The organism is Plantibacter sp. 2H11-2 (assembly GCF_050031945.1).
Taxonomy (GTDB): domain Bacteria; phylum Actinomycetota; class Actinomycetes; order Actinomycetales; family Microbacteriaceae; genus Plantibacter; species Plantibacter auratus.
Genome location: NZ_JBNBBL010000002.1, coordinates 88,370 through 108,420 on the forward strand (window position 1 = coordinate 88,370; position 20,051 = coordinate 108,420).

A 20,051-nucleotide genomic window follows, 5' to 3' on the forward strand; every position below is an offset into this window, starting at 1 on the left:
GATTCTCCCAGCTAGGCCGCTGGCAATCAACCGTACGATTGCATCATGCTCCTGTCCTCGATGCCGCCGCGCGCGTCATCGCCCGACGGTTTGCGCCTGTTGGTGTTCATCGTTTTGGCCGTGTCGATGGCGGTCGGATTTCTCACCCTGCAAGCAGGAGCTCAATCAGCACCGGGAGCCGCGCAGGCAAGCACAAGCGTTATGCAGGCCGGCGGCGACACCCTCTTCGGTGGCTGCTCGTTCGCCGGGCAGGGCCAGCACGCGAACGAGGCCGCCGACTGCATCGTCGCGGTGCCGGCAACCGCTCAGGACCTCGGTGATCGCCCCTTTCCGCAGACGACCCCCCGCGCGACGCCTGCACCCGTAATCGCCGGAGGCGACGCGGATCAGCGAGACACACCGCCTGTCTCGTTGCACGCAATCTCGATCAGTAGGACTTGAGGCCGCGGCACCTCGAGTACCCTGACGCGCCGCCGCCTGTAGATCCTTTGGGCCGATAGCGGGCTGTGTTGCCAGCGTCTCGAGGTGTCTTCCCCCCATGGCCGCTGGGTACACACTTCGTCGTGCGCACCAGCATGTTCATTCCGTCCCGGGGATTCCATGCCCACTTCACCAACATCGACTCCCTCTGAGCTTGCTCACACGGTCGCTGGCCCAGTTCAGCGTCGCTCAGCGCTTGAGGCAGCCGCTCTACGACCGATGCCGGTCTGGATTCGCGCTGGCCTAGCCGCCGCGGGAGGCGTGATGCTCGACGTGGGTTTTCCTGACATCGACCTGTGGATCATGACCTTCGCCGGTATCGCCGCAATTTTGATTGCGATCTGGGGACGCGGTCCGATCCTCGCGGGCGGACTCGGATTTCTGGCCGGGATGGTGTTCTATGTCACCCATCTCAGCTGGTCCGGCCTCTACCTCGGGCCGCTCCCCTGGATCGCCCTAGCCACCCTGCAGGCGATCATCTTCGCCGCTGGATGCGTCGCCATCAGCCTCCTGACGAATTGGCTTCCCCGACTCCTCCGTTCAAAGGCAGCGCTCCTCGTGCTCATGCCACTGCTCGTTGCTGGGCTCTGGACCGGACGTGAGGAGTTCGCCGGGCGCTGGCCCTACGGCGGCTTTGCATGGGGGCGAGTCGCCTTGGCGCAATCTCAGAGCCCGTTCGCAGAAGCGGTCTCCTGGATCGGCGTCAGCGGGCTGTCGTTCATCATGGTGTGGATCGTCGCGACGTGCATCGTGCTCGCGGCGGAGGCACGCCTGCGAAACCTGCCGGGAGTCGTGGTGCTCGTCGCAATCACGGTGCTCGCCGCAACAGTTCCCACCTGGCCGACGACCTCGCGCCAACCCGTGACGATCGCTGCAGTTCAGGGAAACGGGCCGGCGGGTTATTTCGCCACCCATGAAATCGGCGACGTCCTTACCGCTCAGCTGGAAGAGACCCGCTCGGCACTTGGGAACGCTGCAGAGTCCGGGCGTACCGTTGATCTCATTGTCTGGCCTGAAGACGGCGCTGACCTGGACCCGCTTCAGAATCCCACTTCCCGTGCTCGGATCGATCAGGTTATCGAACAGACCGGAGGAACCCCCCTGGTCTTTGGAACGATCACCGAGCGCGACGGCCGGTACTTCAATTCTTCCATCCTGTGGGAGCGCGGAATCGGACCGACCGACCTGTACGACAAGAAACGCCCAGTGCCCTTCGGCGAGTTCGTGCCCGATCGCGCATTCTGGTCGCAGCTGGCACCGGACCTCATCGGCCTCGTCGGGCGCGACTACACTCCAGGCACGCGCGACGGAATCCTCAACACGGGAGGAGTCGCGTACGGCAGCGCAATCTGCTTCGACATCGCCGACGACACGGTGATGCGAACGCTCGTCGAAGACGGCGCCCAGGTCATCCTCGCGCAGTCCAACAACGCCGATTTCGGTCGCACCGACGAGAGCCTGCAACAGCTGGCCATTGCACGCCTTCGCGCCATCGAATCCGGCCGGGATCTCGTCAACATCTCGACCGTCGGCACGAGTGCCATCATCACGGCGACGGGCGAGACCCGCAACGAACTCACTGCGTTTGAGCCGGGAACCATGATCACCCAGGTGACACCCCGCGATGGAACCACCGCCGGAATCGTGCTCGGCCCGGTTGTGTCTGCCGTGACGCTCATCGTCGCGCCCTCCGTGACCCTCGCCATCGGACTGCTTCTGTTGATCCGATCCCGTCGGGCCCCAATCACCGCCGAACGAGACCTGTTGACAGGTCAGGAATGACGTCATGAATCAGCAGATGAGCAACCACGAGCGCGGACCAGCAGACCGTCTCGGTGGTGACCCGGGTCGCAACGACACCGAGGACCAGGGCCCATCCGAGAACGCCGTCACTCTGCCGCGGCTCAGCATTACCGGCTACGCGCGCTTCTTCTGGCGACAGCTCACCAGCATGCGCACCGCCCTCCTGCTGCTGCTGCTCGTCGCCATCGCCGCCATCCCCGGCTCACTCGTCCCCCAACGCCTGAGCGACCCAAACGGCGTCACGCAGTACTTCACGAACAACCCCGACCTCGCACCGGTGCTCGATCAGCTGCAACTCTTCGACGTCTACAGCTCAGCCTGGTTCTCCGCGATCTACATCCTCCTGTTCATCTCGCTCATCGGATGCGTGATCCCGCGGACAAAGCACCACTTCGACGCCGTTCGCGCACGACCGCCGCGCACCCCCGCTCGGCTGTCACGCCTGCCCAGTCACCAGCTGCACGACTACCCGCAGTGCGACGTCCCTCTCGTGCTCGACACAGCCCGGGCCGTCCTTAAGCGGGCGGGGTACCGAGTTGAACCCTACGAACAGAGCGGCCTCCGATCACTGTCCGCAGAACGGGGCTACCTCAGGGAGACCGGCAACCTCGTCTTCCATACCGGACTATTGGCAGTCATCGTCGCAGTCGGGGTGGGAGGGGCGCTCGGCTATCAAGGGCAACGGGTGATCGTCGAAGGCCAGTCGTTCGTGAACGCGCTCATCGAGTTCGACTCCTACAACCCGGGCCAGTTGTTTGACCCCCAGTCCGTCGCTCCGTACCGGCTCACCCTCGACCAGTTCTCCGTGACCTACGAGACCGCCAATCTCGACGCCTACGGACAGCCGACGGACTTCACAGCCAACGTCACCGTCACCGCACCCAACGAGGCACCCGAGGCGCGAACAATCAAAGTCAACGACCCCATGCGATTCGCCGACACCGACGTCTTCCTTATGGGCAATGGCTACGCACCGAAGATCACGATTCGAAACGCCGACGGGGAGATCGTCTTCGAGGAATCGACCCCGTTCCTGCCACAGGACAGCAACATGACGTCTCTGGGCATCCTGAAGGTACCGGACGGCATGCCCGAGCAGCTCGGGCTCGTCGGCTTCTTCTACCCCACCGCGAGCGAGCTCGAGTCCGGGGCATTCACCTCGACCTTCCCGGACCTGATCTACCCCATGGTCTCGTTCAACGTCTTCAGAGGGGACCTGGGAATCGACGGCGGGGCACCGAAATCGGTGTACACCCTGAACACCGACGATATGACGCAACTCACCGGCGGCTCGTCCGGCCTGGAGTCCATCCAGCTCATGCCCGGCGAAACTGCAGACCTCCCCGATGGGCTCGGCACTATCACCTTCGACAACATCGCGCCGCAAGCATCCCTCGACGGTACGGAGAGCTACGCCGGCTCGGTCGCACGCTTCGCGTCCTTCGACATTGCCAGCGATCCCGGCCAGTTCTGGGTACTCATCGCCTCGATCATCGTGCTCGGCGGACTGATCGTCTCCCTCATGGTGCCTCGACGGCGCCTCTGGGTACGCGCTGTCCAGGATGGTGCCGACGTGCGGGTCGAGTACGGCGGCCTGGCGCGCGGGGAAGACCCTCGGCTTGACGCTGCGGTCGAGTCTCTGGCACTAGCTCACCGGGCAGCAATCGAAAAGCTCCACAACCGTGAACCAGACCACCCAAATCATCCCACCCCGAAGACTAGGAACCACTCGTGAAAACCAGCACCAAATGGACCATCGGATCGCTCATCGCCGTCGCCCTCCTCATCGCCGCGGTGGCGATCTACGCCGTGGTGAAACCGACCGCCCAACCAGAAGCCAGTGGCGGGAACGGGGCGAGCTCCACGGTCGCCGACAACAGCCACCGGCTGACAGAACCAGAGAACAGTACCGTCACCCTCGTTGAGTTCCTCGACTTCGAGTGCGAGGTCTGCGGCGCCGTGTACCCGGTGATCGAGCAGTTGCGGGCTGAGTACGGGGACCGCGTCTCCTTCGTCGTCCGATACTTCCCCATCCCCTCTCACCTCAACTCGATGAATGCCGCTGTGGCGGTCGAGGCCGCAGCCCAGCAAGGGCAGTTCGAAGCGATGTACAGCCGCATGTTCGAGACCCAGCCGGAGTGGGGCGAGCAGCAGGACTCCAAAGCAGCGCTCTTCCGGACGTTCGCAGAGGACCTCGGCCTCGACATGGCGAAGTACGACGCAGCGGTAGCCGACCCGGCGACGCAGGAACGTGTCGCGTCCGACTTCGACGCGGGCCGCCAGCTCGGAGTGGAAGGTACGCCCACGATCTTCGTGAACGACAAGAAGATCGAGCTGCGCTCCGAAGCAGATCTCCGCAACGCACTCGAAGCAGCCCTCGCGAAATGATCGCTTCGACACGGACAACCACCCCACGGCTTCTCGCGGGAGCGGTGGCTGCGCTCGCGCTGCTCCTCGGTGTCACAGCGTGTTCCAATGACTCGCTCGCGGAGCAGTACCGAGAGGGTTCCGGGAAGAATTTCGTCGCTGGCGACGGAACCATCACGGAGTGGCCCGTCGAGTCGCGCGGCGAGCCCGTCGTGTTCTCGGGGGAAACCGACGCCGGCGAGACCATCGGGTCGACCGATACGGAAGGCCAAGTCGTTGTCGTCAACTTCTGGTATGCCGCATGCGCCCCCTGCCGTGCTGAGGCGCCTGACCTGGAAGCGGTGAACGTCGAGTACGCCGCCGAGCCGGTGTCGTTCATCGGGGTGAACGTGCGAGATCAGCCAGCAACTGCAGCCGGATTCGCGAAGACCTACGGGGTCACATACCCGTCGATCATCGACCTCGACAAGGACGTCGCGCTTGCGTTCGCAGGCCAGTTCGCACCGAATGCCGTTCCGACAACCCTAGTCCTCGACCGGGAGGGCCGGGTGGCGGCACGGATCCTCGGGGAACTCAGTGCACCGTCGATCCTGTCGACGATCGTGGGAGATCTACTCGAGGAGAATCTCGAATGACCGAAGCCGTCCTCGGCGGTCAGCTGCTGCTCGCGCTACCGATCGCTCTCCTTGCTGGCCTCGTCTCGTTCGCCTCCCCCTGCGTCCTGCCCCTCGTACCCGGCTATCTCGCCTACGCAAGCGGCAGCATCAGCGTCGGTGAACCATCGAGCCGATCACGACTCATTGTCGGCACGCTGTTGTTCATCGCCGGCTTTGCAGTGGTCTTCGTCGCATACGGCGCGGTCTTCGGAACCCTGGGAGCCTGGTTGCTCAGCTGGCAGGACCTCATCATCCGAATACTTGGCGTCATCGTGATCCTGATGGGGGTAGTCTTCCTCGGACAGGTGAGGCTCCTGCAGCGGACGATTCGGTTCCGCTGGACACCAGCCACCGGACTCGCTGGAGCGCCGCTCCTCGGCATCGTCCTCGGACTCGGCTGGACTCCCTGTTTCGGCCCGACACTCGCCGCAATCTCGGCGCTCAGCATGGACTCGGGATCCGCCTGGCGCGGAGCCGTCCTCGGCCTCGCCTACTGCGTCGGTCTCGGCATCCCCTTCCTGCTCATCGCCTTCGGGTTCTCCTGGGTCACCCGCGCGATGCAGTTCCTTCGCCGCCACATCCGCACCATCAACATCGCCGGCGGGGTTCTCCTCATCGCCCTCGGGCTCGCGATGGTGACCGGGCTGTGGACCGTCTGGATCTACCAGCTCCAAGGCCTCATGTTCTCCTTCCGCGCCCCGCTCTGACACGACCCATGACACGACACCACAAAGGACTCCGATGAACTCCAGCTCACGGCTCGAACAATCTCAGCACGACGAGGAGTCGGCGCAGCAAGACACTTCACCCGCCCGGCGTCGTCGACTCCGCCTCGCGCTTCTGTCGGCCGTGATCATGGTCTCCGCGCTCCTCCTCGACCAGCTCACGAAGGAGTGGGCGATCAGAGAGCTAGCCGAGCGCTCCATCCCGATGCTGCCCACGACATCACTTGGCCTCGTCTACAACCCCGGTGTCGCGTTTGGGATCGGATCGGAACTCGGGCCAGCTCTCTCGATCGGCCTGTTCGCCGTCGTCCTCGCAATGATCGGTCTCCTCGCTGTGTGCGTCGCCCGGGGGCGCAGACTCGGGCTGATCCTTCCGCTCGCGCTCGTCATCGGCGGCGCCGCAGGCAACGTCTTCGACCGCGTCTTCCGCATTACGGCCAGCGGCGGGCCCTTCTCGGGCCACGTCGTGGACTTCCTCGCGATTGAATGGTTCGCCGTCTTCAACCTCGCCGACGTGTTCACCGTCGGCGGCGTCCTCCTCGGCGTCGCCCTCTACCTCGCGCATGAGCGCGCAGACGAGCGTGCATTCAACGACGCAACTGCCTCCTCGGCCAAACCGCCGCAGCCGACGGAGTGAACACCCACCGGGTCCGGCTCCGGCCCCGTGGGTGTCCGAGCGCACGGGACGCTCAACCGAGCAGGGTTTCTTCGACCTCCCCCACGCAGTGCAACCAGGTGCGCTCGAGACAGCATCGGCGTGATTGCGAAACGTCAGCAACCGCTGTATGGTCAGCACATGCTGACCATTGCGCCTCAAATCGATGTGATGAACCGGCTTGGACGAGCCCTGGCTGATTCGACCCGTTCGCGGATCCTCCTCAGCCTCCTCGACGAGCCCGGCTACCCGGGGCGACTCGCCCAGGAGCTCGGGCTGACCCGATCGAACGTCTCCAACCACCTGAGTTGCCTGCGCGGTTGTGGAATCGTCGTCGCCACGCCCGAGGGACGCAGTACCCGGTACGAGATCGCCGATCCACACCTCACTCGCGCCCTGACCGCGCTCGTCGACGTCGTCCTGGCGGTCGACGACGGCATTGCCTGCGCGGATGACGCCTGCGATGTGCCGCTCTGCTGCGGCACCGGCGAGGCCCAGGCGTGAGCCGCGAATGCTGCGGGCCTGACGCCCCAATTGACGGGCCGTCCCGTCCAACGGTCGACCTCATCACGGGCAGCCAGCTCGGCATCAGTTCGACTCCCGCCGACGACCACCACGGAATCGACGACGACCACGACCATTCCGACAGCGCTGAACTCGCATCCTGGTGGCGCGACCGCAGCGTACTCGTGCCGCTGGCAGCCGGCGTCCTCCTCCTCGTCGGCTACATCTGCATCTGGACCGGCTTCGAGATCGCCGGCACCCTGCTCCACGCAGTGAGCCTGCTCGCCGGAGCCTCCACGTTCGTGCCGATGGCAGTTCGACGACTGCTGCAGCGGCGCCTCGGCGTCGGGCTGCTCATGACCATCGCAGCCACCGGCGCGGTACTGCTCGGCCACGTCGGCGAAGCGGCCGCGCTCGCATTCCTCTTCTCAATCGCAGAAGCGCTCGAGGACCGCGCCATGGACAAAGCGCGCCACGGGCTCCGCGCGCTCCTCTCACTGATCCCGGAGACCGCAGTCGTGTCCCGCTTGACCGGCGACGCGATCATCCCGGCGGCCGACATCAGAGAACTCGACCTGCTCGTCGTCCGACCAGGCGACCGCGTCGCCACCGACGGCGTCATCACAAGCGGCCGGAGCAGTATCGACGCATCCGCGATCACCGGAGAGTCGATCCCTGTCGAGGTGGGGCCGGGCAATGCAGTGGCTGCAGGATCAATCAACGGCGGCGGAAGCCTCCTCATCGAAGCGACCGCCAGCGGTCGCGACAACTCGCTCACCACCATCGTCCGGCTCGTCGAACAAGCCCAGGCACGAAAGGGCACGCGGGCGAGGCTCGCTGACCGCATCGCGAAGCCGCTCGTCCCCATCGTGCTCGTCGTGGCAGCGCTCATTGTCCTGTTCGGTTTCCTCGTGGGCGATCCAGCCACCTGGACCGAACGGGCCCTCGTCGTCCTCGTCGCTGCGTCCCCGTGCGCCCTCGCGATCGCAGTGCCGGTGACGGTCATCTCGGCAATCGGAGCAGCGAGCCGCTTCGGGGTCGTCATCACATCCGGAGAAGCGTTCGAACAACTCGGCGCGGTCCGCAACATTGCATTCGACAAGACGGGCACCCTCACCCAGAACCGCCCCGAAGTGGTCCAGGTCGAAGCCGTGGACCCCGCTCGGGCGAATGACGTCGTCGACTTTGCGGCAGCGCTGGAGGCGCACAGCACACACCCGCTCGCGGCCGCCCTCTTGCGTGAGCGGCCGGAGCCTCCGCGAGCGTCTGACGTCACCGAGCACCCCGGCCAAGGCATCGCCGGGACCCTTGGCTCGATCACCGTGCGCGTCGGAAGCCCCCGCTGGGTCCCCGCCGAGCCGCTCGCCGCCGCCACCGCCGCGATGGAATCGGAAGGCATGACCGTCATCGTCGTCGAGGCTGATGGCGAACCGCTCGGAGTCATCGGAATCCGCGATGAACTGAAGCCCGAGGCGCGCGAGACCGTTGACACGCTTCGTCGGCAGCGGATGGAGATCACGATGCTGACAGGCGACAACGAGCGCACCGCGAACGCACTCGCAGAACGAGTGGGCATCGTCGATGTCCGCGCGGCTCAGCTACCGGCCGACAAAGCACGCGCCGTCGAGGGCCTGCGCACCCTCGGTACCACCGCGATGATCGGAGACGGCATCAACGACGCTCCTGCCCTCGCAGCCGCAGACGTCGGTATCGCCATGGGTGCCACCGGGTCGGCCGCAGCCGTCGAATCCGCAGATGTCGCCTTCACCGGAACCGACCTTCGCCTCATCCCTCAGGCGCTGGCGCATGCGCGGCGCGGCCGCCGCATCATGACAGCGAACATCGTCCTCGCTCTCGCAATCATCGTGGTGCTGTTCCCTCTCGCCCTATTCGGCGTCCTTGGCCTCGCGGGAGTCGTCCTCGTCCACGAACTCGCTGAGGTTGTGGTGATCGGAAACGGGATCCGCGCTGCCCGCGGACGCGCGATCCTCCCGCCAGCATGACGCTCTTCGCGCGCGGCTCTACTTCCATGGGTGCGGAGCGCCTCCGGCGATCACTCGTGCTCCTCATGAGCGTCAGTCTCTTCCTCGCCCTCGCCGCATGCGGCTCGCCAGCAGAGTGGGTCACGCCGCACTTCTCGAGGACCGTGCAGGATCGCGACCGTCCATCGGTCAGGGTCGAGCTGCCTGTCAAAAACATCTCGACCGACGATTTCAGACTCCTGGGTGAGGACCCGATGGGAAATCTGTTCTACGTCGCTCAGGCGCAAGCGGGCGGTGAGTTCTGCCTCATCGCCGTTGGGACGGACGGCGAGAGCAGCGCGTACGAATGCGGAGACACGCTGCCGCTCGAGCTGACTGACGATCTGGGCGGTGCCAGCGAGATCGTCGCGACACTGCGGAACCACGTGAACACTCGCGTCGGAGGACGAGATGTCTCCGAGTATCTGACCGTGGACGTCGCCGACTGAAAGTATGTAGCGGCTCCGACTCGATCGAGCGAGTCGGAGCCGCAAGCTGGCGGAACGCCGTCCGCAGCCGAGAAGATCGCTCATCCACCTCTGCCGCCGGCGAATTCAGCCGAGAGGCGCACCTCGTGCAGCCATGAACGATTGCCCGTCGACACGCGCACCGTCGATTCGTACCTCATAGTGCGAGTGGCATCCGGTGGATGCGCCGGTGGTTCCGACGAGTGCGATCGGGGTCCCCGCAGAGACGTACTGCCCCTGACCCACGAGCAGCGTGCTGTTATGGGCGTATCCCGTCTGCACACCGTTCCCATGGTCGATGAGTACCCAGTTGCCGTAAGTGCCCAGCCATCCGGAGTAGGACACCGTCCCACTGGTCGCGGCGACGACGGTTCGCCCACAGCCGGCAGCGATGTCGGTGCCGGAGTGGAAGGGGTTGGCGCCCGCGGGCCGATCCGGGCGAGGCCCGAAGGAATCGGTGATCCGACCCGAGATGGGCGAGATCCAGCCTTGATCGCTCAACTGACCGCCGTCCGCGCCTCCGCCACCCCCACTCGCGGCAGCTGCAGCTGCGGCAGCTGCAGCCGCCGCCCGCCTCGCGGCTTCGCCCTTCTCATAGTCGGCCTCCGTTGCAGCCCGGTCATCCTGGAGGACCACGAGCTGAGCTTCCAAGGTGACGATGGAGATTTCTTGCTCAGCGAGCATGGCGCGGACCGTCTCGCGAGCTTCGATCGCCTGCGTCAGCGCTGTCTCCGCTGCAATGCGTAATTCGTTGAGAGCCGCCTGCGCGACCGCCGCCTGCTCGGTCAGCTGCGAGGCGGTGTTCTGATCGGCTTTCGCGGTTTGATACGTCCCGTCCGTCCCCTCAGTCAGCTTGCTGATCAGACTGAGCTTCCCAAGCAGGTCGTCAGCAGCGCCGCCGTCGAACAGCAAGGTCGTCGACAAGTCCGTGCCCCCCGAACGCAGCCAAGCAGCGACGAGGGCGCCGGCCTTCCGCTGGGATGCCTTGGCTCGTTCCGCCGCAGCGGAAGCCTGCTGAGCGAGCGTTGTAGCTCGATAGGTCGCTTCGTCAAATGCGGACTGCGCAAGTTCGTACTCGGCACCCTTCGCCGTGGCGACCGCTTCAGCGGCAGCCACCTCCGTTGTGAGCTGTTGGATGAGGCGAGTGATCTCATCGACCTGAGCTTGTTTCGCCGATTCGCTCGCTCGAGCGCGCTCGACCTCCTCCCAGGACGGGTATTCGGCTGCTGAAGCGGGGCCCACCCCCACTGAACCGATAAGAAACATGAGCGCGAGAGTGGCCGCGCCAGCGATGTTGTGGCGCTTCTTGGTGCGCGAGGACTGCGTCGTCTTCACTGGTCCTCCTTCGTCGAATCGCCCGGTGCAGAGCCATCGAGAGGCTCTGCGAAGTACCGCGCATGAGCGGTGACCTGCGCGGTCGATCCGTCGCCGAAGGTGAGGTCCAGGAGGACGCCGTCGTCGTCGCTGATCGGCTCCAGAACGTCCTGCAAGGAGAGGAATTCGCCGCCGGGCTCAAGGACGGCACTCCCGCCTGCCGGCACGGATATCTCCTCGATGGGGAGCACTGTTGGCGTGGCATTCGCTTCGACAGGACCGAACGTTCTGAGTCCGACGGACTTCGCGACATGGGTAGAGACGGCGACGATGGAGATCGCTGCATCACTTGTGTTGGTGAACGTGCCGAATCCGGCACTGTCGCCCTCGTCGGCTGCAACGATCCAAAGGTCCTGAACACCCAGCGATCTGGCCTCAGGTGGGTCGGACGTCGGTGTGGCACAGGCGGAGAGCGAGAGGCCGAAGATCGCGAAGACGGCGAGCGTGGCTATGGTGCGGGAGCGCATGGAGGAATCCTCTTGGTCGTCGAAGGCGCGGAGCGCGCAGGATCAGCTGAAGCCCGCCTGCGGGTGGCAGCACGGCCGATCTCGACAGTGGCTCCGCGTCAGGACGTGGCGAACCCGATCGGCGGTCCTCGCCGTGAGATCACGTCAACGAGAATTCTCGCCATCGCCGCGCGAGCCGTGGCGCGCGGTCTCGGAGCGACGGGATAAGAGGGAACGGCTGTGGTCTCGAGTACCGTCGCGAGCCAGCCAAGGAGGAGCCCGGCGAGGACACGAACCTGCCCCATCGTGCGTCGTCCAGCAAGGATCACGACGATCGTTAGCGCGGCAGTCATGGCATGCCCCACGCTGAGCGGATGAGGCAGCGCGTGCTCCGCTGATGACGCTGCAGCGTCATGAGGGCCAACGAGCGACGAGACGTGGAAGATCAACTGACTGATCCCCGTCGCAGCGACGATCCGTGTGGTCGTGAGTCTCGCGCCCACGAGCGCCGCACACGCGAGGAACGAGAGGAGGAACGGGACGACGAGTTCGATCGGACCGGGCATCTCGGTACTGGTGATCGCGTGCGTGAGCACGGAGACGAGCGTTGCGCATCCGGCGATACCGACACTGCGCCCCAGGTGCAGTGACGCGATCGGGGCCATGGTGACAGTCTCCCAGCAGGTGCCGTCAAGGACAGCTAGAGTGCGGCGTGGCGGCTGTCTGTGTCCGCTGGGCGGCAGTTGGTTTGCGCTGTCGGGTGTTCCTCATCGACCTGGTGAACGAGGACCGTGTGGTTGACATGCGCAAGCCCGAGCTCGAGGAAGTCTCGCACGTGCCCGTCCGCGATCTGGTACAGCGCAGTTCGCCCGGACCGCTGCGCTTCGACCACGCGGTGAGCTCGAAGCAGGCGCAGCGCGTGGGATGTCGCCGATCGGCTGAGTCCGCTGGCAGATGACAGCTCAGAGACCATGAGGGGGCCCGGAATCAGGGAAAGGAGAATGCGCATCCGTCCTGGATCTCCGAGCAAGCCGAACACGTCGGCAAGATCGAGGATCTCAGATTCGCTCGGGAGCACCCGCTCCGGCACTGTCTCGGCTGTCGCGGGAGTCGGCTCGTTCATACGCCTCTACCCCCTTTCCGGTCTGACCACGACCAGTCAACCAGATGCCGCTTCACACCGGCGACTCTGCCTCAACGAATCGCTCCGGTTCGCACTGGACGGTTACGTGGTCGATGCCGTGACCTCGCTTGAGGACGCTGAGCACCTGCTCGAGGACCACGTCGTATTGGAAGTCCGCGGAAACGGTGATGTGTCCAGTGGCGCTGTCCATTCCGGAGGTGATGGTCCACACGTGCAGATCGTGCAGTGCGACAACCCCTGGAACAGCCAACACGTCCCGCTCGAGTGAGGCCATGTCGATGTGTGTGGGCGCCGATTCCATCAGGATGCGCAACGCCTGCCTCGTCAGGTTCCAGGTGCGCGGGAGGATGAAGAGCCCGATCGCGACACCGATGATCGGGTCCGCGTAGGTCCATCCAGTGGTGAAGATCACGATCGCCGCGAGGATCACGCCGACGGAACCCAGCAGATCTCCGAGGACCTCGAGCGAAGCTCCCTTCAGGTTGATGCTCTCCTTCGCTCCCGATCGGAGCAGACGGAAGCTGATGATGTTGATGGTCAGGCCGATGACCGCCGTGACGAGCAGCGGAACGCCTGGCACCTCGGGCGGCGAGCTGAATCGTTGGATCGCTTCGTAGAGCACGTATCCTGCAACACCGAACAGGAGCAGCCCGTTCGCGAGAGCCGCGAGCACTTCAAGGCGGTAGAACCCGTACGTCCGCTGGGTCGTTTTCGGCCTGGACGCAAGTGTGATCGCGGCCAATGCCATTCCGAGACCAAGGACGTCGGTACCCATGTGCGCCGCATCGGAGATGAGTGCGAGAGAGTTCACGCTGAAGCCGACAACGAACTCGATGACCATGTAGACCGCAGTGAGCCCGAAGGCGATGATGAGCGGTCTGCGGTGACGTCCAGCGGCCGACACTGCGGAGGTGTGCTCGTGATCAGATCCCATGCGTTGCACCATTCTCCGTTTGAGTGAACATGTGAACAGATTTGCACATGTCTGGGATTTCGGCAAGCTTCCAGTTCAGCCAGAGACGTTCACATCAACCCCATGTACCCTCATTTCGTATGCTTGCCCGGACGAGGAAGGAAGATCGGCTCATGTCCCACCTGCTGCCGCTCATCCGGCTCTCCCGCACTGGCGCCTTGTTTCTCCTGATCCTGACAACTGCGGCAGCGCTGCTCTTCGCACACGCGGCCGAAACTGTACATGAGTCGGCGTCGACGTCCGGCAGCGCGGTAGCGGCCGAGTCCGAAGCATCGAGCTCGGTCCCGTCAGCACTCGCGACTGCCCACTCTGGCACGACGAGCGATACCGGATTCTGGAACACAGTCGGAGCGTGCATGATCCTCGCTCTCCTTTGCCTGACAGCACTGTTGTTCGCCCGCGTGCTCTTCTCCCACCGTCGGTCAGCGGAGCTTGCAGCACCAAATGCCCCACCGCGGCTTGCCTCCTCCGCACTCCCCGTCTGGATAGATCCAGCCACACCCCTCGCCCTCGGTATCTCTCGAGTCTGATCAGCGTGCGCTCGAAGCGCCCGCATGAATCAGACCGTTCCTGCCAGCCCGGCAGCAGACAGAGAGCCCCTATGCCCACCCCCGAAGAACACGCTCTACCCACCCGACGGTCAGCTCGCGAACGCGAACGCCGCCAAGCCGCCGCCCACGCGATGACAGTGGATCATGCCCGTCCCGCGCCCCCGCAGCAGTCGAATGCACGATCTCGAACATCATCCCCGCTTCCCGCACCGACCCGAGCCTCCCAACCGGTCCGGACCCCCAAGGTCGCCCCTCGCCGCGGCGCCAGGCGCACCATCGCCGCTCTAGCCCTGACATTCGTCGGCGCGATGGTCGTCGCGACGTCACTGCCGGCTGCAGCATTGTTCCCAGACGCGCATGCCATCACCCAAGCGGCCTCCTTCGAACCGGAGAACCAGTCGCTCCTAGGAACAGCTGGCGAGTCCGAGGTCGTGGCCCGCGACGGTTACTCGGCCACCTCCATGGAAGAGATCGAACAACGCAGAGCCGCCGTCGCGCCCGCACGCACGGCGTCGACCTTTATCAACAACACCGCGTCACCGATTCAATGGCCGTTCGTCACGGGCGTGCCGCTCAGCGACGACTTCGGCCCCCGCGCCGCGCCCTGCAGTGGATGTTCGACCTTCCACAAGGGTCTCGACATGATTCCAGGCGAAGGCACACAGATCCAAGCGATCGCCGACGGTGTCGTCCGAGAGACCGGGTCGTCCGACTCTGGTCTCGGCGTCTACGCGATGATCGACCACGTCGTCGACGGGAAGCGATACACCAGCGTGTACGCCCACATGCAATTCGGCTCCCTGAAGCTCACAGAGGGCCAACCGGTGACGGTGGGGCAGCCCGTCGGCAACGTTGGCAACACTGGTCAAAGCACGGGGCCGCACTTGCATCTCGAACTCCTGCAGAACGGCACCGACCCGATCGACCCATTCGCATGGCTGCAAGCGAACGTCCAGCTGTGAGCGAGCTTTCGTCCCGGGCGGTCGTGGCTCCTCGGCTTGCCCGCGGAGCCACGATCGTGATCCTCGGAACGACGGCGATCTTGACCGCGGCGCTGCTCCTGGCAGCGATTGTCCCAGCCGAACCACTGCTCCTCTTCGACGCGGGTCCCGCCGTGTCCATCGGCCTCCCCGTCGTGAAGGTGCTGATGAACCTGTCATCGGCAGTCGCGATCGGTGGCGCGGTGATTGCCGCTGTCTGTCTCCCTCCAGGGAGCGCAGCTGCGAACCGAACCCTGGACCTCTCCTCTCTCGCGGCAGCGTGCTGGGCCGTCCTCACGAGCATCGGCGGGTACCTGACTTTCCTTAGCGTGGCTGGGCCGGTGTCGACGCAGATGTTCGTACCGGGACTGGTCCAGTTCTTCACGGAGATCGCACTCGGCCAATCCTGGGCTGCCACCTTCTTTGGGGCGGCAGTCATCTCTGTACTCTCTCTGGCGGTGCGCAGCGGCGTCGGTGTTGGGCTGCTGGCCGGGCTGGGGGTCGCCACGCTGGTTCCGCTCGCTCTGCAAGGACATGCGGCCGGAGCATCTGGCCACATCGCGGCCACCGCAGCACTGTGGTTGCACACGGCAGGCGCAGCCACCTGGATCGGCGGTCTGGTCATCGCGATCCGCTTGCTCCCAACCAGTGACGCCCCACCGCAGCTCCTCCGCCGGTATTCCACGATTGCCCTGGCATGTTTCGCGCTCGTCGCGTTCTCAGGTGTCGCCGGCGCGATTCCCCGCCTCACCTCCCCGACTGACCTGTTCAGCACGCTCTACGGCCGCCTGCTGACCGCGAAAGTGGTCGCACTCGTACTCCTCGCCGTGATCGGTGCCGTTTACCGCGCACGGGTGATCCGGCGGGTGGAGCATTCGCCGCAGTCCACGCGATCGCTGTTGGCCGGCCTCGTCGTCGGCGAGATCGCACTCATGGGATTCGCGAGTGGGCTCGCGGTCGTGCTCGCGCGTTCGACGCCGCCGGTGCCTGATGTGCTCGCCGTGAGCGCCGCAGAGCGCTTCACCGGCGATCCGCTTCCACCACAACTCGCCTTCGACACCCTGTTCACCACGTGGCGGCTCGAGCCGTTCGCAGCCGTCATCTGCCTCGCCGGACTCGCGCTGTACGGGGCCGGAGCGCTCGTGGCACGTCGTCAGTCGAGCGGCTGGTCGACGGGTCGGACGCTCAGTTGGTGCCTCGGTTCGATCGCACTCCTCTTCGCCACCAGCGGCGGACCCGACGTGTACGGCGTCTTCCGATTCGACGCGAACGTCGCAGCCTTCGTGCTCGTCGCGCTGGTCGCTGCACCCCTACTCGTCGCGGGCCGACCCATCGCCTTGCTCCACGCCGTCCGTTCGCCCCGGACCGACCAGAGCTGGGGCTCTATCACTTGGGCCGACAACGTCACGACGTCGCGCTACGGAATGGCACTCACCAACCCCATCGTCGCCAGTGCACTCCTCGCTGCAGTCGGCGTGTGGGCATTCGCCGACGCCGAAATACTCCGCTGGACGCTCGAGAACCCAGTGGGACGGCTACTCCGGTTCTGCCTGACGCTGGGCGCGGGCATCCTGTTCGCGGCGTCTCAGCTGCGCACCTCCCTCGCGCCGCGATCGCTTGTCCAGCAACGCGCCGCGAGCGTACTCGTGGCGGGCGTCGCAGTTGCCGGGGGCGTGCTCCTTATCGCCCGGCCAGATGTGGCACTATCTGAGTGGTTCGGCGTCGTGTCCGAAGGGTGGCCCTTCGAAGCGGCCCAGCAGCAGGTTGTGGCAGGGGTACTCCTGATCGTGGCAGGTCCACTTGCCGGCATCGGGCTGGCGATGGGCCGTGCGAAGCGGCGCCGCAGCGAGACCGATCCGGCTCCTGCAGCCGACGCGCCAGCCACTCGCGTTCCGCGCTGATGTCGCCGTTCGAGATCGTCGGGCCGATCTGGACTCCGACAGCACCGCCCTCAGTGGAGACCTTCGCGGCTCTCACGTTGCAGCCGATCCCGCTGCTTCCCGCAGTGATGCTTGCGATCGCGACCTGGTACCTCGCCTCGGCCATCCGTTTGTGGTCCACGGGTAGATCCTGGTCGATCACCAGGACGATTTCGTTCCTGAGTGGTTGCCTCCTCACGGCGTACGTCCTGGGCGCCGGTATCGAGGGCTACGGCTACGAAATGTTCTCCGTGTTCATGTTCCAGCAGCTCATGCTGACCATGGCGATCCCTGCGCTCCTCGTGTCTGGATCACCGGGCACGCTCCTGCTCCGTTCGACACCACATCACGGGCTCGGTCGAGCCGTGTTCGCAGTGGCGTTCGCTGGACTGCGCTCGAGGTTCGGCCGCCTGATCTTGCACCCGGCCTTCACGATCCCCCTGTTCCTCGCGATGTTCTACGGCGTCTATTTCACTGCGCTGGCAGATCGACTCCTCGCAAGCTGGGCCGGACATGTCGCGCTGGAGGCGGCTTTCCTCCTAGCCGGGATCCTGTTCACCGCACCACTCTTGTCGAGGGATCCGCTGCCTCGTCGCGAGACCAGCGCCGGTCGGCTGGTCGACATGTTCATCGAGATGCCGCTCCACGCGTTCTTCGGAGTCATCGTCATGACGGCGACCGCGCCCCTCCTTCGATCGTTCAGCTCCCCACCTTCATCCTGGAACCTCGACGTCCTCGCCGATCAAGGCGTCGCCGGCGGGCTCGCATGGTCGTTCGGTGAACTCCCGTCACTGATCATCATCATGGTCCTTATGGTCCGCTGGCATCGTGACGACACAAGGAAGGCTGCCGCGGCAGATCGTCAAGCCGATCGCGACGGTGACGCTGAACTTACCGAATACAACGCCTATCTCGACCGGATCAGAAGCGGGCGGCCGTCCACCGCCCCCGGCACCCGCACGACCCCATAGGCGACAAGAAGTCAGCGATCCTCATCTTCCTCGGTGGCGAGGGAACGCTCGGTAGCCTCCGGCACGCGCATGAAGATGCCGACCGCCAAAAGCACGGCAGCAGCGACAATGTGGAGCATCCGGAACGGCGTCTCCGGGATGTCCAAGGGCAAGACCGGATTCCAGACTGCGGCGACCGCGATGAGCGGTATTGCCCAGAAGATACGGCGCGCCTGCACCACCATCACGACCATGATCAGCGCGAGGATGCACACGACATACAGGACAGGGGTGGAGTAGTCGGTGCCGATCAGCGCCAATCCCGCGAGCAGCACGATCGCGCCGAGCACTCCAGGAATGAACGTGGGCCGCACGAGGCGTACGGATGATTTGTGAGTCATGTAGATCTCTCAGGCAGCAGTGGAGTGAAGAGGAGCATGTCGGAACGTGTGTCATGTCGAACTCGTTCGACCAAAACGGGAAGCTCAGGCGATGGGCCGAACGGCATGATGAAGAAGGGCTGCATTGCAGCTCAGCCCATTGTCTCAGCCGCCGCAGTGCGGTGCCGGAGTCCAAGTAGGACGTCGATGACAACGAACGCTGCGAGGCTGAGCCCCAGCAGTGGCAGGAGTGTGCCGATGCCGGCCGCGACGGCGAGGACCGCGACGATGCCCCACCAGGGTGCACGGCGGAGCGCTCCGCGTGCCGGGGCACGGCCGACGATGCGGTGGGGTTCGCGCGTGGGCCGTCGCTGCCACCACATGACGTAGCCCCAGACGACCATGGCGATGATCCCGGACGCGAGGGCGAAAAGGATGAGTTGGTTGGGGAGGCCGAACATGGAGCCCATGTGGGTGTCGATGCCCCAGCGGGTGAGTTTCGCTGCGAGGTTGAAGTCCTTAAAGTCGACCCGGTCGGTGACCTGCATCGTCTGCCCGTCGACGGCGACGGCGTCGACTTCGGTCGGGAAGCTGCGCTGGATCTCCTGCACCACCCACGCCGTTCCGGCTGTGGCCGGTGGCTTGATCTCGACGAGACCCGTGTTGACGTTGACCTCGCGGGCGATGGAGAGCACGGCGTCGAATGTCGCAGGGTTCGCTGTCAATGCTGGGATATCGGAGCTGGGTGCGACGCCACCGCTGTGCCCTGCGTGCTCATCGGTCGGCGCGGATTCGCCGCTGAGGTCGGTGGTGATGGATGGGGTGGACCAGTCGAAGGCGGCGCGGAGGGTGCCGACGTTGCCGCCTCCGTACTGGGACCAGGTGATGCCGGTGGCGGAGAGGAACAGTGCGCCGACGAGGAGCCAGATGCCGGTGGAGGTGTGCCAGGAGAGGATGCGCCGGTATCCCTTGGCTCGGTTGTTGGGGCGGATGAAGTCCTTGTTGGTGCGGGCTTTGCGGATGCGGGCGATCCAGAGGCCGAGGCCGGCCAGGGCGATGATGCCGAGCCAGGAGGCGGCGAGTTCGCTGTAGAGGCGTCCGACCTCGCCGAGGTGCAGGTTGCGGTGGAGCTGGTCGATCCAGGTGCGCAGCGGTAGGGCTCCGCTGGTGCCGTAGGCGGTGAGGTCGCCGCGGATCTGGGCGGTGGCCGGGTCGACGAACACGGCGCGGGTCTCGCTCTCGCCGAGTCCGGTTCCCGAGTACATGACTCGGGTGGTGTCGCCGGGGTTCGGCGCGGGGCGCACGGCGACGATGGTGTCCTGGTCCTTCGTGTACGTGTTCGCAGCTTCGATCTGGTCTGCGAGCGGCAGATACTCGTCGGCTTCCGGCGCGTGGAGCTGCTCGGCGTACACGAGCTGCTCGAGTTGCGGGGTCAGGGCGTAGAGCGCGCCGCTGGTCGCCGCGACGAGGATGAACGGTCCGACGAAGATCGCGGCGATGAAGTGGAGGCGGAGCAGGAGCTGTGGGAACCAGCCTCGGCTGCGGTCCGGTTTCTGGGGTGGTCCGTCGGCGTGTGGTTCGTCCACTGGTGGCCGGGTCATGGTGGTCATGCGGTGTCCTGTTCTGCGAATGGTGGGTCGGCGGGTGCGAGCTGGC

Annotated in this window: 20 protein-coding genes; 13 read left to right on the top strand and 7 right to left on the bottom strand. The window is 65.2% G+C overall.

Annotated elements, in window-relative coordinates:
• Positions 1-45: 45 nt before the first annotated feature.
• From ACQG07_RS04765 to ACQG07_RS04810, 10 genes are all read left to right on the top strand, one after another.
• Positions 46-441 carry a hypothetical protein gene (locus ACQG07_RS04765; protein ID WP_426737529.1) on the top strand — a complete coding sequence of 132 codons (396 nt, stop codon included), beginning with the start codon at positions 46-48 and terminating at the stop codon, positions 439-441.
• Between the two features lie 303 nt (positions 442-744).
• Positions 745-2,262, top strand: a complete 1,518-nt coding sequence (gene lnt, locus ACQG07_RS04770) for an apolipoprotein N-acyltransferase (protein WP_426737531.1) — start codon at positions 745-747, stop codon at positions 2,260-2,262.
• Between the two features lie 4 nt (positions 2,263-2,266).
• Complete coding sequence (resB, locus tag ACQG07_RS04775) at positions 2,267-4,018, top strand: cytochrome c biogenesis protein ResB (protein WP_426737533.1); 1,752 nt, start codon at positions 2,267-2,269, stop codon at positions 4,016-4,018.
• Positions 4,015-4,671 carry a DsbA family protein gene (locus ACQG07_RS04780; protein ID WP_426737535.1) on the top strand — a complete coding sequence of 219 codons (657 nt, stop codon included), beginning with the start codon at positions 4,015-4,017 and terminating at the stop codon, positions 4,669-4,671. The genes resB and ACQG07_RS04780 overlap by 4 nt, the downstream gene beginning before the upstream one ends.
• The gene (locus ACQG07_RS04785) at positions 4,668-5,285 is read left to right on the top strand and encodes a TlpA family protein disulfide reductase (protein ID WP_426737537.1); all 618 of its coding nucleotides are present in this window, start codon (positions 4,668-4,670) and stop codon (positions 5,283-5,285) included. The genes ACQG07_RS04780 and ACQG07_RS04785 overlap by 4 nt, the downstream gene beginning before the upstream one ends.
• Positions 5,282-6,013, top strand: coding sequence for a cytochrome c biogenesis CcdA family protein (locus ACQG07_RS04790; RefSeq protein ID WP_426737539.1), 732 nt, complete (start codon positions 5,282-5,284; stop codon positions 6,011-6,013). The genes ACQG07_RS04785 and ACQG07_RS04790 overlap by 4 nt, the downstream gene beginning before the upstream one ends.
• 34 nt (positions 6,014-6,047) lie before the next feature.
• The gene (locus ACQG07_RS04795; RefSeq protein WP_426737541.1) at positions 6,048-6,668 is read left to right on the top strand and encodes a signal peptidase II; all 621 of its coding nucleotides are present in this window, start codon (positions 6,048-6,050) and stop codon (positions 6,666-6,668) included.
• A 159-nt stretch (positions 6,669-6,827) separates the two neighbouring features.
• Positions 6,828-7,190, top strand: coding sequence for a Cd(II)/Pb(II)-sensing metalloregulatory transcriptional regulator CmtR (gene cmtR / locus ACQG07_RS04800; protein WP_426737543.1), 363 nt, complete (start codon positions 6,828-6,830; stop codon positions 7,188-7,190).
• Positions 7,187-9,193, top strand: coding sequence for a heavy metal translocating P-type ATPase (locus ACQG07_RS04805; protein ID WP_426737545.1), 2,007 nt, complete (start codon positions 7,187-7,189; stop codon positions 9,191-9,193). Before cmtR ends, ACQG07_RS04805 begins: the two co-directional genes overlap by 4 nt.
• Positions 9,190-9,660 (top strand): hypothetical protein, encoded by a 471-nt coding sequence (locus tag ACQG07_RS04810; RefSeq protein WP_426737547.1) that lies wholly within the window; start codon positions 9,190-9,192, stop codon positions 9,658-9,660. Before ACQG07_RS04805 ends, ACQG07_RS04810 begins: the two co-directional genes overlap by 4 nt.
• 105 nt (positions 9,661-9,765) lie before the next feature.
• On the opposite strand, the gene ACQG07_RS04815 is transcribed toward ACQG07_RS04810, so the two are convergent.
• From ACQG07_RS04815 to ACQG07_RS04835, 5 genes are all read right to left on the bottom strand, one after another.
• Complete coding sequence (locus ACQG07_RS04815) at positions 9,766-11,013, bottom strand: peptidoglycan DD-metalloendopeptidase family protein (RefSeq protein ID WP_426737549.1); 1,248 nt, start codon at positions 11,011-11,013, stop codon at positions 9,766-9,768.
• On the bottom strand, positions 11,010-11,519 hold the full coding sequence (locus tag ACQG07_RS04820) for a copper chaperone PCu(A)C (protein WP_426737551.1): 510 nt from the start codon (positions 11,517-11,519) through the stop codon (positions 11,010-11,012). The genes ACQG07_RS04815 and ACQG07_RS04820 overlap by 4 nt, the downstream gene beginning before the upstream one ends.
• 98 nt (positions 11,520-11,617) lie before the next feature.
• Positions 11,618-12,163: a hypothetical protein gene (locus ACQG07_RS04825; protein WP_426737553.1), complete on the bottom strand. Its 546-nt coding sequence runs from the start codon at positions 12,161-12,163 to the stop codon at positions 11,618-11,620.
• 35 nt (positions 12,164-12,198) lie between these two features.
• The gene (locus tag ACQG07_RS04830) at positions 12,199-12,621 is read right to left on the bottom strand and encodes an ArsR/SmtB family transcription factor (protein ID WP_426737555.1); all 423 of its coding nucleotides are present in this window, start codon (positions 12,619-12,621) and stop codon (positions 12,199-12,201) included.
• A 52-nt stretch (positions 12,622-12,673) separates the two neighbouring features.
• Positions 12,674-13,576, bottom strand: coding sequence for a cation diffusion facilitator family transporter (locus tag ACQG07_RS04835; RefSeq protein ID WP_426737557.1), 903 nt, complete (start codon positions 13,574-13,576; stop codon positions 12,674-12,676).
• 898 nt (positions 13,577-14,474) lie between these two features.
• Here ACQG07_RS04835 and ACQG07_RS04840 point away from each other — a divergent pair.
• The 3 genes from ACQG07_RS04840 to ACQG07_RS04850 all read left to right on the top strand — a co-directional run bounded on the left by ACQG07_RS04840 (position 14,475) and on the right by ACQG07_RS04850 (position 18,036).
• Complete coding sequence (locus ACQG07_RS04840) at positions 14,475-15,128, top strand: M23 family metallopeptidase (RefSeq protein WP_426737559.1); 654 nt, start codon at positions 14,475-14,477, stop codon at positions 15,126-15,128.
• A 359-nt stretch (positions 15,129-15,487) separates the two neighbouring features.
• Positions 15,488-17,047, top strand: coding sequence for a cytochrome c oxidase assembly protein (locus ACQG07_RS04845; RefSeq protein ID WP_426737561.1), 1,560 nt, complete (start codon positions 15,488-15,490; stop codon positions 17,045-17,047).
• Between the two features lie 107 nt (positions 17,048-17,154).
• Positions 17,155-18,036 (top strand): cytochrome c oxidase assembly protein, encoded by an 882-nt coding sequence (locus ACQG07_RS04850; protein ID WP_426737563.1) that lies wholly within the window; start codon positions 17,155-17,157, stop codon positions 18,034-18,036.
• An 11-nt stretch (positions 18,037-18,047) separates the two neighbouring features.
• Here the strand turns inward: ACQG07_RS04850 and ACQG07_RS04855 are convergent, their stop codons facing one another.
• A complete protein-coding gene (locus ACQG07_RS04855; protein ID WP_426737565.1) occupies positions 18,048-18,416 on the bottom strand; it encodes a DUF6804 family protein in 369 nt (122 codons plus the stop codon).
• 131 nt (positions 18,417-18,547) lie between these two features.
• Positions 18,548-20,005, bottom strand: a complete 1,458-nt coding sequence (locus tag ACQG07_RS04860; RefSeq protein WP_426737567.1) for a PepSY-associated TM helix domain-containing protein — start codon at positions 20,003-20,005, stop codon at positions 18,548-18,550.
• Positions 20,006-20,051: the final 46 nt, after the last annotated feature.

Excerpts from the sequence above, each read along its gene's own strand:
- ACQG07_RS04835 (WP_426737557.1), bottom strand. The coding sequence starts at position 13,576 with ATGGGATCTGATCACGAGCACACCTCCGCAGTGTCGGCCGCTGGACGT.
- ACQG07_RS04830 (WP_426737555.1), bottom strand. The coding sequence starts at position 12,621 with ATGAACGAGCCGACTCCCGCGACAGCCGAGACAGTGCCGGAGCGGGTG.
- ACQG07_RS04825 (WP_426737553.1), bottom strand. The coding sequence starts at position 12,163 with ATGGCCCCGATCGCGTCACTGCACCTGGGGCGCAGTGTCGGTATCGCC.
- ACQG07_RS04840 (WP_426737559.1), top strand. The coding sequence starts at position 14,475 with ATGGTCGTCGCGACGTCACTGCCGGCTGCAGCATTGTTCCCAGACGCG.
- lnt (WP_426737531.1), top strand. The coding sequence starts at position 745 with ATGCTCGACGTGGGTTTTCCTGACATCGACCTGTGGATCATGACCTTC.
- ACQG07_RS04810 (WP_426737547.1), top strand. The coding sequence starts at position 9,190 with ATGACGCTCTTCGCGCGCGGCTCTACTTCCATGGGTGCGGAGCGCCTC.
- cmtR (WP_426737543.1), top strand. The coding sequence starts at position 6,828 with ATGCTGACCATTGCGCCTCAAATCGATGTGATGAACCGGCTTGGACGA.
- ACQG07_RS04795 (WP_426737541.1), top strand. The coding sequence starts at position 6,048 with ATGAACTCCAGCTCACGGCTCGAACAATCTCAGCACGACGAGGAGTCG.
- ACQG07_RS04765 (WP_426737529.1), top strand. The coding sequence starts at position 46 with ATGCTCCTGTCCTCGATGCCGCCGCGCGCGTCATCGCCCGACGGTTTG.
- ACQG07_RS04785 (WP_426737537.1), top strand. The coding sequence starts at position 4,668 with ATGATCGCTTCGACACGGACAACCACCCCACGGCTTCTCGCGGGAGCG.
- ACQG07_RS04820 (WP_426737551.1), bottom strand. The coding sequence starts at position 11,519 with ATGCGCTCCCGCACCATAGCCACGCTCGCCGTCTTCGCGATCTTCGGC.
- ACQG07_RS04850 (WP_426737563.1), top strand. The coding sequence starts at position 17,155 with ATGCTTGCGATCGCGACCTGGTACCTCGCCTCGGCCATCCGTTTGTGG.
- ACQG07_RS04855 (WP_426737565.1), bottom strand. The coding sequence starts at position 18,416 with ATGACTCACAAATCATCCGTACGCCTCGTGCGGCCCACGTTCATTCCT.
- ACQG07_RS04860 (WP_426737567.1), bottom strand. The coding sequence starts at position 20,005 with ATGACCACCATGACCCGGCCACCAGTGGACGAACCACACGCCGACGGA.
- resB (WP_426737533.1), top strand. The coding sequence starts at position 2,267 with ATGAATCAGCAGATGAGCAACCACGAGCGCGGACCAGCAGACCGTCTC.
- ACQG07_RS04790 (WP_426737539.1), top strand. The coding sequence starts at position 5,282 with ATGACCGAAGCCGTCCTCGGCGGTCAGCTGCTGCTCGCGCTACCGATC.